The organism is Bradyrhizobium erythrophlei (assembly GCF_900142985.1).
Taxonomy (GTDB): domain Bacteria; phylum Pseudomonadota; class Alphaproteobacteria; order Rhizobiales; family Xanthobacteraceae; genus Bradyrhizobium; species Bradyrhizobium erythrophlei_B.
The window spans coordinates 4,629,689-4,642,619 of record NZ_LT670849.1 but is presented as its reverse complement, the minus strand read 5'-3'; the positions used below and the strand labels follow the sequence as shown (position 1 = coordinate 4,642,619).

The following is a 12,931-nucleotide window of genomic DNA, read 5'->3' as shown; positions in this document are numbered from 1 at the left end:
AACAGGATGAGCGGCGCCTTCCAGGGCTTCGGCAAGTTACCGGCAGCGGTCTTAGAGGCGGATCCAGCATGAATTGGTTCAGATCCTCTCCGTTAGATACGACGATTACGTAACCTAGCCGTCCTTCGTCAGTCGCCGAGCCAACGATGATGTCGCACCAGCGACTTACGGGCAAGGCACGTTTTACGGCACAGGCATAGGCCGCTGCCAAGCGTCCCGACGACGATTAAAACGGCTTCTGTGTTGCATCCAGGCCGGAGGCGGCATGCCATCTCGATGCCGGCCGCCAGCCTCTGCGCCCGCCCAAGCTGCGATAACGCCGAGCAGCAAACTGGTAGCGATCGAGAACGCCAGGATGATGGTACTTGCGCGAGCACGTGTGATCGCGCGTTTCGAATCCGCGATGACCGTATCAACTCGCCGCTCGGCGTCCGGACCGGTTAAACCCGTTACCGTACTCACCGTCTGAACCAAAAACGCGTGATCGTCAGCACTGACGCCGCTGTGGCTTGAGGATGTGAGCAAAACTCGTCCTACCTCAGCGCGAATCGCCCCGAGCTCGGCATTGGGCAAGCGCCGCTGCGCGCGAAGCAGATGATCGACATCGTAGCTTAAAATAACCGGTTCGGATGACGATGGTGGAGCAGTCAGTGCCGAAGCGCGACCGATTGTCGAAATGGCAATCAGAGCTGCGACTATTGCGCTCAACACGACCGCTACCGCCCAAGAAGCCACGCCGTGCCAACCATCGCGGCGTTCGACATCTTCAGCCGCAACGCCGTCGTATGATGGCCTCGCACGGCCTGCAAGGTAACCACCGCATCCGAAGCTGACCAACGCCGCGAGGATCAGAAAGATTCCCGACAACAACCAAAGTGCGACCAAGGCGTCTCGCCAGGTTGGCGAAGCGGAGCTGACACCAAGACCGACGGCTGCTCCGAATGCAATCAAGATCGACGACACCGCTGTGGCCGTCAGCGCACTAAGTACGATGGGCGACCAAGCCAAATGCCAGGCCGGATCGGTTCTCCGAAGTTCGGCGGCAGTTTCGATGGTGGTCATTCGTCCCTCACCGCAAGCCAAAGAACGAGAGAATGGCCATGATAATCACGATCAACCCAACCAGATAAATGATGCCGTCCATCGCACGCCTTATTGCGTTCAGCGGTAGAACCGGGCGTGTCACGCAGAGTTCCAAATCCACCCGGCTTTATTGCTTCAATGCGCATTAGCGGATGGCCAGATCTGCGCATCGGAGCGGTCCGGGGCATTCACGGCACCCGGGTCAGCACGCGTCGCGCTGCAACATGCGAACGAGGAAGGTCTCCAAATTCCGAAGAATCATAATCGCGTCCTTCGGGTGTGACGATGTGCAGGTTGTAGCAGCCGGTCTTGGCGAGCTCGCGAGCTTTCTTGAGTGCGGTCTCAGGCGTCTTTCGGCGGTGCATCAGCTCACCGTGTCTGCACATACCCTTAACGGTGAAGCTCATCTTTCTTTTTCTTCTTCTTTTTCCGTTTCTGGACGGCGGCCTGAGCATTGAAGGCTTCGGCTAGGGTCTTCATCTGGTCGGCGACGACAGCGTCAGCCGTCTCCGTGGCGGCTCGTTCGGCCCGTTGAGCCTGTCGCTTGATGTCCTTCCTCAATCCCATATCGGCTTAATTCCATTGACATGTCAGGGTTCCAGCCTGGTCGTAAGCGAGATAGGTCGACGACCGCACCACCGCAACGCCCGAAGTCCTGCAAGGGTTCGTCGAGTAGACGAGGCCGCCGGAACTAGATGTATCCCGCTGTGTTACCGATGGTTGATCATGACGTAGCCACAGGCCCTGATGCCGAATTTGTTCAAGCTATCGATAATTTTGGAGAGCAGCTGTTTTCTGACTTTCCTTGGCGGTTGCAACGCGAAGCCTGAATGCGATTCTTTCGAAACACGCGATGCTGTTCTCAAGTCTGTTTCGGACAATCACGATAACGCGTTGGGCAAATTTGCCGCCAAGACCGCATCAAACTCGGCATCTCCTGGAGCAAGTTCTGAAACCGAAAAAATACAGCAGCAGCCTCCGCTCTACCTTCTTGGCGAAAAAATAGTGACGACATCGACCAGTGCAGATAAGAAGACGCTGAAATGCAGCGGCGCGATATCGGTGACCGTCGGCAACACGAAAGCCACCAAAGAGATCGACTTCACCGTTCAACGATCGTCCAATGGCAAGGTCTCCGTTTCGGCACTCCATTCGAGTTTGATGGGGGCTGATAAAAGGCGTTTTCCGGTAGCGGAAGAATGCCAAGCCAACGGCGGTTTCACGATGTGCACCGGTGTGGGGCGCGGTTTGCTTCAGACGAACCGTCGATCTGTCCTGCGAGTAGCGTGCAATCTTTAACGGCGGACAACGCCGCCATTTTCAGCGCCATCCAATCACGCTCTCCCCTCGCCGCTTGGGTTAAAATCACAGAGGCCACTTCGGGAAGCGGGGCCGCGGCCTCCTCCAAAACAGACTTCATGAGCCTTATAAGTTCAGGCTAAAATGCCGCTCCTGTTTCCATGGCTTCCTCCGGACGCAAGCCGTAACGCGGATATCTAGGTCCGGAAGTTGATGCCCAGCAATTGAATTTTTCAACTGTCTTCGCTGCGACGCATCATCGGGTGCCGCCATTCCACTGCAAGTGATCCGCGGCAGACAATCCGGGCTTGCAAGAGGAAGTTAGGAACATCGGTTTTCTCGCATGGTTGGTTGAGTCTCAGCTGATGGAGACCTGGTCATGAAGACAGCCAACATATTCTTCGCGAGTTGCGCGGCGGTCGTTCTCTCTGCGAACGTGGCGCAGGCGGGCCCGTGCAATACGACCAACAATACGACCAACAAGGACGCCGGCTCCGGACCCACGGTCGGCCATACAAGTTCGACGACGGGCACGGCGCCCTCGCGCGATACCGAGCATCCTCCGACCAGCACCATGAATCGGGCAACCGGGGATGTCGCAACTTCCTCTCAGGACGCCCAAAGGCAAATGCAGGGTAAACCAACCGCGGCACAAGAAGCTCAGGGCGCAAAGGTAGCTGACGAAGGCTGCTAAGCGCCTTAGCGATCGCCGTCATTGATCGGGTTTTATGCGATGCAGCGATCGGCATCGGGTGATGTCGTTGACGCGTAGGAGCGCGAGATATGGCTACGAACGAAACCGATCCCCGAACCGTGCTCGACAAGGCGACGGGGGCCGTTCAAGATGCTGCGGAAGCCGTTCAGAAGACCACCGAAAGCATCGCGAGCGCCATTGACGACAGTCGGCGGCCCGGCGGCGTGCTCGATCAGGTGACACGGATCACCCGCGAATCGCCTCTGCGGAGCCTTGCGATCGCGTTCATAGTTGGCTGGATCGTCGCGCGCAGACGGTAGAGCGAGCGCGGACGGTTGTCCGGCGCACGGTCTGAACTCTCACGCGAAGGGCTGCGCTTAGAGAAAGAAGGTCGCGCCCATACGTACAATACAGAACATCGCGATGGTGGACGCCCAGCCGAGCCAATAGAGACTGCTCTTTATGGTGAAGTCCCCATCACCTTTTTACGGCGCACGAGGACCATCAACATCACCATGACCGGAGCAGCGAGGACGCCGTTGATCACAGCGCTCCAGTAGAGCGCCTTGATCGGATCAAGCTTGCTGAAGTTAAGCAAAACTCCAAGGATAACTGATAGCGCAAGCACCGAGTAGAAGGCCACGGCTTGCTTCGGCTTTCGCGCAAGTCCAACAGGCCACTTCCTGCCCTCACCTACCGCGTAGGCCGTGGACCCTGCAAGAACGGGGTTTCGCGAGCAAGCCAGTGCCAACAATACCAAGCGCGAAAATCAGTTCGGCAAATTCGTCTGCGAGCCAATCTGGCCCGCGTGAGCCATGGTGATGTACCATTCTGGACTTCGGGGAACTGCGCCGTGATATCTTGTTCCCTCGATGGAACCTTATGATCTTGCTCCGATTATTAGTTAATGACAGACACAGACGTTAAAGATGGAAAGCGCACGGTCGTCGAGCCACACGAGGGCGACAAATCGAACGAAAAGGCACCGATCGTCGAAGTCGTCGCCGAAGGCGGAGATCAGGTTGAGCTGCCACCGCCTGAGATTGTCGAAACCGACCCCGAGCTGACACCCGAAGAAGCCGAGGAAGCGCGCAAGAGATACCTGCTGACGCGCTTCTGGATCAGCGCCTGCGGCTATTGGGGCGGCACGGGTGATCGCCTCGCAATTCCATTTTCAGTGGGACTTCTCATTCTTATAGTCGGGACGGTCGGTTTCCAATACGGGATCAACCTCTGGAATCGTTCGATCTTCGATGCCATCGAAAAGCGCGACAGCGCCACCGTCTATCACCTCACTGCCATCTTCTTTCCGCTCGCGGTTGGCAGCGTCGCTCTCGGCATCGCTCAAGTGTTCACGCGGATGAGCATCCAACGCCGCTGGCGCACATGGCTAACCACATCGGTAATCTCACGCTGGCTCGCCAATGGCCGCTACTACCAGCTCAACCTGGTTGGTGGCGATCACAAGAATCCGGAATACCGTATTGCCGAGGATTTGCGCGTGGCGACCGACTCGCCCGTCGATTTCATCGCCGGCGTTACCTCTGCATTCTTATCCGCCTCAACTTTCATCGTCGTGCTCTGGACCATCGGTGGCGCGCTCACTATCACGGTCGGGAATTCAACGCTCACAATTCCCGGCTTCCTGGTGATCGCGGCAATTCTTTATGCGACCATCGCCTCGGGATCGATCATGGCGATCGGGCGCCGCTTCGTTCAGATATCGGAGGACAAGAACCAGGCGGAGGCCGAATTCCGTTATACGTTGACGCGCGTGCGCGAGAATGGCGAAAGCATTGCGTTACTTGGCGGCGAAGAGGAAGAGCGCGACGGCATCGACAGAACTTTCTCCAATGTACTGCGGCAATGGGCGCGGCTGGCCGGACAGCACATGCGCACCACGCTCGTGTCGCAAGGCTCCAGCCTGATCGCGCCTGTCGTCCCGCTCCTGCTTTGTGCGCCCAAATTTCTGGATGGCAGCATGACGCTTGGACAGGTGATGCAGGCGGCATCTGCGTTCACGATCGTGCAGAGCGCATTTGGGTGGCTGGTCGACAACTATCCCAGGCTCGCTGACTGGAACGCATGCGCACGCCGGATCGCCTCCCTGATGATGTCGCTCGATGGCCTCGAGCGCGCCGAGCAAGCCGACGGTTTCGGCCGCATCCAGCACGGGGAAACAACGGGCGAAGCGATGCTAAGCCTCGAGAACCTGTCGGTTTCGCTGGACAACGGCACGGCCGTGGTCGACGAAACCGAGGTGGTCGTCGAACCTGGCGAACGGCTGCTCGTCGCGGGCGAATCCGGCTCAGGCAAGAGCACGCTGGTGCGCGCCATTGCAGGCCTCTGGCCGTGGGGCAGCGGCAGCGTCAACTTCCATCCCGATCGCCGTCTGTTCATGCTGCCGCAGCGGCCCTACGTGCCATCCGGCACACTACGCCGCGCGGTTGCCTATCCCGGATCTGAAGAAAGCTGGGACGACAAGGAGATTGGCGTCGCGCTTCACAAGGTCGGGCTCGACCACCTCAAGGAAAAAATTGAAGAGGATGCGCCGTGGGATCAAACGTTGTCCGGCGGCGAGAAGCAGCGTCTCGCATTTGCTCGACTGCTTCTGCACAACCCCGATATCGTCGTTCTGGACGAGGCGACCTCTGCCCTTGACGAGAAGAGCCAGAACAAGATGATGGAGATGTTGATGAAGGAGTTACCCAAGGCGACGATCGTCAGTGTTGCCCATCGCGCCGAGCTTGAGGCCTATCACAGCCGCAAGATAACCCTAGAGCGGCGCAAGGGCGGTGCGAAACTTGTCAGCGACATCGATCTTATTCGACGCAAAGGCAAGCGTCGTCTGCTCGGTCGTTTCCTTCGAAATCGCAGGCCATCCCGAAAAGCGTAGAAATCAATATAGGCGGACGAGCGTTCATTCAAACGGATATCTGGATTCGCACCTCACGGGACGCGCGGCTGCTGCCAACGCTGGAGCCGCTATTGCGCTCTCGTTTGTTCTAGGCGGCATTGCCCGTGCATTCGCGGGACTTTGCTATGCGGAAAGCCGTTCCTGACGCTTAGTCGCGATCGAAGTGTTGATCATGGCGGCCGAAGGTCGCGGCCCGTTGATGCATGCCCGGATAGGTGTGACGCAGGCCCTGAACCGGAACGTTGAGCGCGTCTTCAAAACCGGTGAGAAGACGACGCCTTGGGGAAAGCGGGAGCTCGCGCGGGATCGATACGCGGCTAGCCAAACAAAAGACGACCCCGTCTAGGGGCTGGCACAAAGACGAGGCCGCCAACGGCGGGCACGCTTTGAGGAGGCACAGAACCGCCGTACAAGAAGCTACGGGCCGCAATGCTTAAGGTTGCTAGACCCGGATCACGATGCGATTGTTTAAATCTGAACATAATGCAGCCCATCGCCTTGGGGAACGCCCATTGATCGAGCGAGTTGGCTTGGCAATGGAGAGGGTGGCGACCTAGGCCCTGCGACCTTCGACAAGCGCAGGGCTTTCTTTGGCGAGCATTCATGATGAGGCTCAGCGACGCGGAGACGTCAGCTTATCTTCTAGTCGTGGCCGGCGTGATCTGGCTTCTAATGGGTATTGTAGGTCTGAGGGACGCTGTTAGATCGAGCGACGATACCGTTTGACCGATTTCCTGAAGATTTAGAGTAGACCCTCTATGCGTAGGAACCGGTTCGCCACCGGCCGCATTGAAAACGTATGCTGTGGTGGGCGGGGTGTCCAAGATGTCCGCACCTCTTATCGTTTCAATTCCTCATCGTCTTGGGCGTGAAGAGGCTATGCGCCGCCTCAAGACCGGCTTGGCACGCGCGACTGCCAACGTCCCAATCCTTCAGGTCGACGAGGAAAGATGGGAAGGTGATCGCCTGTCTTTCAGCGTGCGCGCGCTGGGACAGACAGCGTCGGGTCATCTGGATGTCTCGGATGATCATGCCCGGCTGGAAGTCACGTTGCCGTGGCTGTTGCAGCGTTTCGCCAAGGCCGCGCAAGTGGCAATCAGAAATCGTGGCAATCTGCTACTGACCAAGCGGAGCTAGAGTTCTTTCCGCCCAGGCCACGTTACCGCCGCGACGGCGGCAACTATCGTGTCTGATGCCCAAACAGCCGGCCAATTGCCTACGGTGCCCGGGGTTGCGGCAGCGCCCTGGCCTCGGCAAGCAGCTCAGGAGTAGCTGCTTCGCCAAAATCGCTCGGAATCGCGTCCCATTCCGCATGAATCACTTTATGTCAGACGTCTTTGTCGGAGATGGCGTAGCTCACAATCACCGGCCGGTCGTCCGATGCAAGCTTTCCCCAAACGTCGGTGCCGACCTCGGCGGACTCGCCAACTGCTGCGCCTTTTCGCAGGCCCGCAATGCCTTCTTCGCATTCTCTCCGAATTTGCCGTCGATCTCGCCCGCCGAGAAGTGCGCCCGGTCAAGCAGAACCTGCAGCCTGATGCCTGCCGGGGTCGGCTTTGGTCTCCGACAGCGTCTTTTTCGAGGGCTCGGCGGAGTTGATCGCTGCCGCATTCATTTCGGCAGCGAACGCGGAGCCCGTCATGAACACCAAGACAAGGCCGAAGAAAACGCATCTCGGGGGAAAGAGCCGGCCCCGGTGGCCGCCGCTTCCCATCCGGATCACTTCCGATCCGAGGGAGCCTGAGCGTTCGCCTTGTTCGGGTCGGCCTTGTTCGCTTCGTGATGGCCGACGACGCACCCGGCCGCAGCACCAAGTTTGCCGTGTCCCGCCATGTGGCCGGCGACACCGCCGACGATGGCCCCCTTGATGCAGCCCTTTGCGTCCGCAGCGGGCGCGAGAGCGAACGAAACCGCGACCGCGAAAGCCGCCGCCAAAACCCATCTCATGTGCGTTCTCCGATCGTGAAGGATCAGCAGGCCAACCAATCAGGACGCACTCTGTTCCGACCCCGTCGCGCCCTCCTGCGCCAATACCTCGCCCAACCGGAGCCAGCAGACGCAGGAAATTGGAACTGCAGAAGCCGGGCACCAAAACAGACTCTAATGTGCCTTCAATGCTTTCGGATGCTCGAGAAAGAAACGCAGCATTTCCTTCGTTGCATCCGGCCCCTCTCCGTCCGTAAAGGATCCGGCCGGGCTGCCTCCGGACCATGCATGGCCGGCGCCGTGGACATTCCAGTGCTCCAGAATCTCGCGTTCGCCGTCGGTGTGAGTCGTGCGGGTATATCCATGCCCTCTCGGAATTTCGCCGCGATGAACCTTCTTTCGTGTCGTTGTCGCTCCGATGGCATGTTCGACAAGGTGGGCGCCGTTGTCGGGATGCACGGTGGTGTCGCGGTCACCGTGAAAAATAATGGTTGGGATCATCGGGCCGCCTTGACGACCGCCTTTGCCCCCTTGTCGCATGGCGGCGAACGACGATGGCATATCGGAAGCCGCTCCGTAGGCGAGACCGGAATGGATCCCGACCGCCGCGTACAGATCGCTATAGGTGGCACCCATGACGGCCGCAGCGGCGCCTCCGGCCGAGAAGCCGGCAACGAAGACGCGCTTCGGATCGACCGAATAGTCCTGCATGACACGGCGGGTGATGCCCGCGATCAGCGAAGGCTCGCCTTCGTCACGGCGCTGGTCCGCCGCGCGAAACCAATTCCAGCATTTGGACGGATTGGCGCCGCTGGGCTGCGCCGGATAGACCACCAGGCAGTTCTGTTCTTGCGCGATGAAGTTCATTCTGGTGCCGGCTGCAAAATCGTCCGGCGACTGGGTGCAACCGTGGAGCATCACCACGAGCGGCAGCGGCTGACCTTGGTGGTAGCTGCTCGGGACGAAGAGCTTGTAGGTCCGGCTTCCGGCCTGGTTGGTGTAGATGCCGTCGATGAACTTCGTTCCTTCCGGCACGATGTCGGCCATCGAAGGACGCGGGCCCTTGACGCCCCGCAGGCCGAGCCAGGTGCCGTCCTTCGCGCGATCGAACAATGGCCGGTGCCGACGCGCCGTGGCGGGCGTCTCCGCCGGCGCTGCGCGTTCGGCCATGCCGACGCCGTTGGCCTTGAGGTCGATGGTGGGCGGAGCGCGGCCTGGAAGGCGAACGCGACTTGGGTTGGGCGATGCCTCCGCCGGCGGGCGCTCGCCTCTCAACATTCGCTGCAGCAGCGCCGTGGCTTCGGTCAGTTGCCCTGCTTGTGTCAACCGCGTGGCCTCGCGGAGCGTGTCCCGATTCAACATCGTGTTCACCTTGTTCTATCGGAAAGAGCGGCCTTGACCGCAGGGGTGGCATGGAGGGCTCCGAGCACCGAAACGGAGGCGATGGTGGCGCGGGCGAGATCTGCAGAGACGTCCTGGGCGATGCTGGCAAGACCGAGCACGTTGATATGCAGCATCTCGCCAGCTTCCTGCGCCGCCTCGAGATCCGCGCGCGTGTAGTTTCGTAGACCGAGGTCCAGACCTTTACGGGCCGTGGATTGCTTGACCACGTCGGCGTGCCGTTCGAGCTGATTGCGGATGGCCGTCCGGATGAAATCCGTGCGGTTCGAATAGAATCCGTCCTTCACCATCAAATCCACATGGCCCAAGTCGACATAGCCAAGGTTGATGGTGATCTTCTCGGTTTCCGGAGGCTTCGGCCTTAGGTCTTGAACATGCGAGGCCATTTGATTTCCATCCATATACCATCTCCATGGATGGCATATGGATGTCTCTTCACGATGCGCAAGGGGAGAGCTCGGTGGAACCTTAGGGATTACGACGCGTCATCTCCGCGGCCTCGGTCAGGGCCGCTGCCACTCCAGCTTCTCAAGATCGTCCGATTAAACCGTCCATTCGGCAACGTGCCTGAGCCAGAAATCCAACTTCACGAACAGGATTCCGTCCCGAGTGGCGCAGTGGTCGCCGTGTCCATCGACGGGCGGCATCGCTTTAGCAAGATCTCTCGACCATCGATCATATTGACGAGGGGCCATGGCATCGAAGGCGATGCGCATTACGGACCTTTCGTGCGGCACGGATACCTGGCGCGGCGCAACCCAAAGGCGCCCAACCTCCGGCAGGTCCACCTGATCCCGAGCGAACTATTCGATGCGCTCCGGACTTCCGGATTCGAGGTGTGCCAAGGAGATCTCGGCGAGAACATCGCTACGGTCGGGCTCGATCTCGAATGCCTTCCCTTGGGCACGTTGCTCCTACTTGGCGCCTCGGCGATGCTCGAACTTACCGGACTCCGCACGCCTTGCGTCCTCATCGATCGCTTCATGTGCGGATTGAAGAATCGCCTGCAGGGCGAAGCGGCGGGGCCACGTTTCAAGGCCGGCGTCATGGCGATCGTAACGGAGGGAGGCGAGGTCTCGCCGGGGGACCGGATTCGGGCGGTCCTTCCTCCGCCTCCTCATCTGGATCTGCCACCGATTTAAGCCGACGCATCCTCGCGACAGGTTATACATCGCCGAGATCATGGATTTCCGCCCGCAGCTTGTCCGGCGTCACGTCGATCGTCGCAAGCGTGACGGGCAGCCCGAAGCGCCGCCGGCCCGCGCTTCCTGGATTCAGGTAGAGCACGCCGTCGGCCATGTCGATCTTCGGCGCACGGGAATGACCGGACACGACGACGTCGATGCGGCGCGCGATCGGATCGATCCGCAGGGTCTTCAGATCGTGCAGAACGTAGATCGCTTTTCCCGCAAGTCGCACGGCCTCGGTCTCACGGTATGCAACAGCCCAGTCGTCAATATCCACGTTTCCGCGTATCGCAGTAACCGGGGCGATGCGACGCAACGCGTCTATAATTTCGGGACGTCCAATGTCGCCGCCATGAATGATGTGATCGACGCCAGCCAGGCGACGCTCCGCCTCCGGTCTGAGCAGCCCGTGCGTGTCGGAGATGATCCCGATCCTGAAGGTCATCGGTGGCGGCGGCCCTTAGTGCGCCTCGGTTATTATTCGATTTCGGCCATAGTCACTACCACAGCACGGTCCAAAACGTTTCCGAGCAGATCCTTGAAGATCACCTCCCTGTGCCTTCCTCGAGAAACTCCGCAGCCTTTGCGAGCGCCTCCCTCGCGGTCTCGACGATGACACCGAGGGTGCCGCGCCGCTACCCTCTGCGCGGGCGGCTCGCGAAAGAAGCTCAACGGCCGGCGGCAAAAAAGCAGCGCGCGAAGGCCGCGCAGCTATTACTCGCCGTTCTTCTTGAACGATTTAGAAGCATCCTTGATGGCCTGCACGGCCGCCTTAGGCCCTTTCCAGCCAATGATAGTAAGCTTTTTGTCCTCAAGCTCATCGGTCGCCTTGAAGAACTTTTCAAGCTCCTGTCGGATCGGCTTCGAAAGATCGCTCACGTCCTTCAGGGCCTGCTCCGAGTGCGAATCCCTGGGCACGGCGAACACACGGTCGTTGCGCAGGGTCTTACCCTTGTGCTTCTGCTCGATTTGAAGAATGCCGATGACGCGGCAAGTGAGGATAATGCCCGGGAAGGTCGCGGCGTCGTGCACGACCATGACATCGATCGGGTCGCCGTCGTCGGCCTGGGTCGAGGGCACGAACCCCCAGTCGTGCGGATAGGTAAGACCCGTTAGCAGCGACTTTGACAGCGTAAATGTCTTGAGCTTTGGGTCGTAATCGAACTTAGCCCGGCTGCCCCGGGGCGTTTCGACCACAACGCAAACGTCACCGTCTTCGGTAAAGGGCGGCAGATTGATAAGATTTGGCATCGTCGGTCCTTAAGTACATACTAGAAAGCTGAAGGAGTTCGGGTGACTTCGCTCGAAGAGGTTGAGGGGGCCGCGGGAAGGACGACTGCAAAAGGTCAAGGTGCTCGTCGTATCGCTGCAAACGAAGATCATCTGCACGAGATGGCACGGCCAGCCGCTCATGACGCCTTGCGCGCCCGTGCACTGCCAGGCCAGCTTTCGAGGAGAGTGCCGGTCGTGACCGTCTCGACCTGCTCGCCGAAGCGGTTCAGATAGATATTCATCATCGCGTCATGCGTCTCGTCCGCGGAGCTGCACAAGGCATCCGTGACGAGAATGACGCGGAAGCCCCAGTCGATGGCGCCCAGCATGGTTGCGAGCACGCAGACATCCGTCTCGCCACCGGTGATCACGAGCGTGTCGACGCCCGCGTCGCGCAGCTGCATATGCAAGGCGCTGCCGGTCCAGGGAGAATACACATGCTTGTCGAACATCTTCGCGGGTGGCACGAACTTCATGAGATCTGGAACGAGACCGATCATATCCGGCCCGATCCGGTTGATGGTCATCGACGCCCATCGCTCGTAATAATGCCGCCACATGCCCACGCCCTGGCCGGGCTTCCGGGCGGGTATGAAGCGCGTGAAAATGGTTCTTTCCCCGTGCGCAGACGTGATCGCAACGATGTTCGGCAGCACCCGTTCAAGCCACGGCATCTTCCATTCCGTGGCTTCCGCGAACATCCTTTGCATATCGACGCAAACGTGGACCGCATTCTCGCCGGGCGGCCCGTATCTAAGTGAATCCCTCTTTGACATGACAATCCGCACTAGTGACCCTCCAACCGACCGGCCCGGACTTAGTTCCTGCTGAACCGTTCCTGAAAGGGTTGGGGACTGCACCCGGGCCGGCCCTGCGGCAATGAGCGGGGAAAGCCGGTCGAGGCGCGTCCTACGCCGAGCGAAGCGCGCGCGCCCTTGGCGGCTTCCATTATTGCGGCGGTAGTGATCGCTGGCGCGTTGATGCTGTTTGGCCCGTGGGGCCACAACCGAACTGCTGATAACAATTCGCCCCCCCCGCCACACGCAACTCGACCCCTCGCACGACGACAGGCCAGACTTCTCCGACCGTTACGCCTGCCGCGCCCACCACGACAGCTGCGGCCCCTGCAACTACACGATAACGGAAGCTTTA

At 59.7% G+C, this 12,931-nt stretch carries 15 protein-coding genes and 1 pseudogene; 6 read left to right on the top strand and 10 right to left on the bottom strand.

The features are described 5' to 3' along the window. Nucleotides 1-183 precede the first annotated feature (183 nt). The 3 genes from BUA38_RS21865 to BUA38_RS37630 form a co-directional block, all read right to left on the bottom strand. A complete protein-coding gene (locus tag BUA38_RS21865) occupies nucleotides 184-1,062 on the bottom strand; it encodes a hypothetical protein (protein ID WP_072821119.1) in 879 nt (292 codons plus the stop codon). A gap of 209 nt (nucleotides 1,063-1,271) precedes the next feature. Then, entirely contained in the window at nucleotides 1,272-1,490 is a 219-nt protein-coding gene (locus BUA38_RS36900) for a hypothetical protein (protein WP_156898635.1), read from the bottom strand. After that, nucleotides 1,474-1,644, bottom strand: a complete 171-nt coding sequence (locus BUA38_RS37630; protein ID WP_172805948.1) for a hypothetical protein — start codon at nucleotides 1,642-1,644, stop codon at nucleotides 1,474-1,476. The genes BUA38_RS36900 and BUA38_RS37630 overlap by 17 nt, the downstream gene beginning before the upstream one ends. Nucleotides 1,645-1,830: 186 nt before the next feature. Between BUA38_RS37630 and BUA38_RS21860 the strand changes: the two genes are divergently transcribed. From BUA38_RS21860 to BUA38_RS21850, 3 genes are all read left to right on the top strand, one after another. Further along, a complete protein-coding gene (locus BUA38_RS21860) occupies nucleotides 1,831-2,382 on the top strand; it encodes a hypothetical protein (protein ID WP_072821117.1) in 552 nt (183 codons plus the stop codon). 379 nt (nucleotides 2,383-2,761) lie between these two features. Then, nucleotides 2,762-3,076: a hypothetical protein gene (locus tag BUA38_RS21855; RefSeq protein WP_072821115.1), complete on the top strand. Its 315-nt coding sequence runs from the start codon at nucleotides 2,762-2,764 to the stop codon at nucleotides 3,074-3,076. Between the two features lie 89 nt (nucleotides 3,077-3,165). Continuing rightward, nucleotides 3,166-3,396 carry a hypothetical protein gene (locus tag BUA38_RS21850; protein WP_072821113.1) on the top strand — a complete coding sequence of 77 codons (231 nt, stop codon included), beginning with the start codon at nucleotides 3,166-3,168 and terminating at the stop codon, nucleotides 3,394-3,396. A 57-nt stretch (nucleotides 3,397-3,453) separates the two neighbouring features. Here BUA38_RS21850 and BUA38_RS21845 read toward each other — a convergent pair. Continuing rightward, nucleotides 3,454-3,870 (bottom strand): annotated as a pseudogene (locus BUA38_RS21845) (divalent metal cation transporter); the annotation flags it as partial. A gap of 113 nt (nucleotides 3,871-3,983) precedes the next feature. Between BUA38_RS21845 and BUA38_RS21840 the strand changes: the two are divergent. Together BUA38_RS21840 and BUA38_RS21830 are read left to right on the top strand one after the other, a co-directional pair. After that, nucleotides 3,984-5,972 carry an ABC transporter ATP-binding protein/permease gene (locus tag BUA38_RS21840; protein ID WP_072821111.1) on the top strand — a complete coding sequence of 663 codons (1,989 nt, stop codon included), beginning with the start codon at nucleotides 3,984-3,986 and terminating at the stop codon, nucleotides 5,970-5,972. A gap of 846 nt (nucleotides 5,973-6,818) precedes the next feature. After that, nucleotides 6,819-7,130, top strand: a complete 312-nt coding sequence (locus BUA38_RS21830; protein WP_072821107.1) for a polyhydroxyalkanoic acid system family protein — start codon at nucleotides 6,819-6,821, stop codon at nucleotides 7,128-7,130. Between the two features lie 582 nt (nucleotides 7,131-7,712). On the opposite strand, the gene BUA38_RS21820 is transcribed toward BUA38_RS21830, so the two are convergent. The 3 genes from BUA38_RS21820 to BUA38_RS21810 all read right to left on the bottom strand — a co-directional run bounded on the left by BUA38_RS21820 (nucleotide 7,713) and on the right by BUA38_RS21810 (nucleotide 9,706). Continuing rightward, the gene (locus tag BUA38_RS21820; protein WP_072821103.1) at nucleotides 7,713-7,940 is read right to left on the bottom strand and encodes a hypothetical protein; all 228 of its coding nucleotides are present in this window, start codon (nucleotides 7,938-7,940) and stop codon (nucleotides 7,713-7,715) included. Between the two features lie 153 nt (nucleotides 7,941-8,093). Next, nucleotides 8,094-9,281 carry an extracellular catalytic domain type 1 short-chain-length polyhydroxyalkanoate depolymerase gene (locus tag BUA38_RS21815; protein ID WP_072826309.1) on the bottom strand — a complete coding sequence of 396 codons (1,188 nt, stop codon included), beginning with the start codon at nucleotides 9,279-9,281 and terminating at the stop codon, nucleotides 8,094-8,096. A gap of 5 nt (nucleotides 9,282-9,286) precedes the next feature. Further along, entirely contained in the window at nucleotides 9,287-9,706 is a 420-nt protein-coding gene (locus BUA38_RS21810; protein ID WP_072821101.1) for a CopG family transcriptional regulator, read from the bottom strand. 342 nt (nucleotides 9,707-10,048) lie between these two features. Here BUA38_RS21810 and BUA38_RS21805 point away from each other — a divergent pair, with 342 nt between their 5' ends. Further along, on the top strand, nucleotides 10,049-10,462 hold the full coding sequence (locus BUA38_RS21805) for an MOSC domain-containing protein (RefSeq protein WP_244553014.1): 414 nt from the start codon (nucleotides 10,049-10,051) through the stop codon (nucleotides 10,460-10,462). Nucleotides 10,463-10,484: 22 nt separating this feature from the next. Here BUA38_RS21805 and BUA38_RS21800 read toward each other — a convergent pair whose 3' ends face one another. From BUA38_RS21800 to BUA38_RS21790, 3 genes are all read right to left on the bottom strand, one after another. Continuing rightward, nucleotides 10,485-10,952: a metallophosphoesterase family protein gene (locus tag BUA38_RS21800; RefSeq protein WP_072821099.1), complete on the bottom strand. Its 468-nt coding sequence runs from the start codon at nucleotides 10,950-10,952 to the stop codon at nucleotides 10,485-10,487. Nucleotides 10,953-11,221: 269 nt separating this feature from the next. Next, entirely contained in the window at nucleotides 11,222-11,758 is a 537-nt protein-coding gene (locus BUA38_RS21795; RefSeq protein WP_072821097.1) for an inorganic diphosphatase, read from the bottom strand. 158 nt (nucleotides 11,759-11,916) lie between these two features. Then, on the bottom strand, nucleotides 11,917-12,555 hold the full coding sequence (locus BUA38_RS21790; RefSeq protein ID WP_072821095.1) for a cysteine hydrolase family protein: 639 nt from the start codon (nucleotides 12,553-12,555) through the stop codon (nucleotides 11,917-11,919). Between the last annotated feature and the right edge of the window lie 376 nt (nucleotides 12,556-12,931).

What these genes read in the sequence shown, in the direction of transcription:
- BUA38_RS21860 (WP_072821117.1), top strand. Translation starts at nt 1,831, where the DNA reads ATGCCGAATTTGTTCAAGCTATCGATAATTTTGGAGAGCAGCTGTTTT.
- BUA38_RS36900 (WP_156898635.1), bottom strand. Translation starts at nt 1,490, where the DNA reads ATGAGCTTCACCGTTAAGGGTATGTGCAGACACGGTGAGCTGATGCAC.
- BUA38_RS21855 (WP_072821115.1), top strand. Translation starts at nt 2,762, where the DNA reads ATGAAGACAGCCAACATATTCTTCGCGAGTTGCGCGGCGGTCGTTCTC.
- BUA38_RS21800 (WP_072821099.1), bottom strand. Translation starts at nt 10,952, where the DNA reads ATGACCTTCAGGATCGGGATCATCTCCGACACGCACGGGCTGCTCAGA.
- BUA38_RS21795 (WP_072821097.1), bottom strand. Translation starts at nt 11,758, where the DNA reads ATGCCAAATCTTATCAATCTGCCGCCCTTTACCGAAGACGGTGACGTT.
- BUA38_RS21830 (WP_072821107.1), top strand. Translation starts at nt 6,819, where the DNA reads ATGTCCGCACCTCTTATCGTTTCAATTCCTCATCGTCTTGGGCGTGAA.
- BUA38_RS21790 (WP_072821095.1), bottom strand. Translation starts at nt 12,555, where the DNA reads ATGTCAAAGAGGGATTCACTTAGATACGGGCCGCCCGGCGAGAATGCG.
- BUA38_RS21815 (WP_072826309.1), bottom strand. Translation starts at nt 9,281, where the DNA reads ATGTTGAATCGGGACACGCTCCGCGAGGCCACGCGGTTGACACAAGCA.
- BUA38_RS21865 (WP_072821119.1), bottom strand. Translation starts at nt 1,062, where the DNA reads ATGACCACCATCGAAACTGCCGCCGAACTTCGGAGAACCGATCCGGCC.
- BUA38_RS21850 (WP_072821113.1), top strand. Translation starts at nt 3,166, where the DNA reads ATGGCTACGAACGAAACCGATCCCCGAACCGTGCTCGACAAGGCGACG.
- BUA38_RS21810 (WP_072821101.1), bottom strand. Translation starts at nt 9,706, where the DNA reads ATGGCCTCGCATGTTCAAGACCTAAGGCCGAAGCCTCCGGAAACCGAG.
- BUA38_RS21840 (WP_072821111.1), top strand. Translation starts at nt 3,984, where the DNA reads ATGACAGACACAGACGTTAAAGATGGAAAGCGCACGGTCGTCGAGCCA.
- BUA38_RS21820 (WP_072821103.1), bottom strand. Translation starts at nt 7,940, where the DNA reads ATGAGATGGGTTTTGGCGGCGGCTTTCGCGGTCGCGGTTTCGTTCGCT.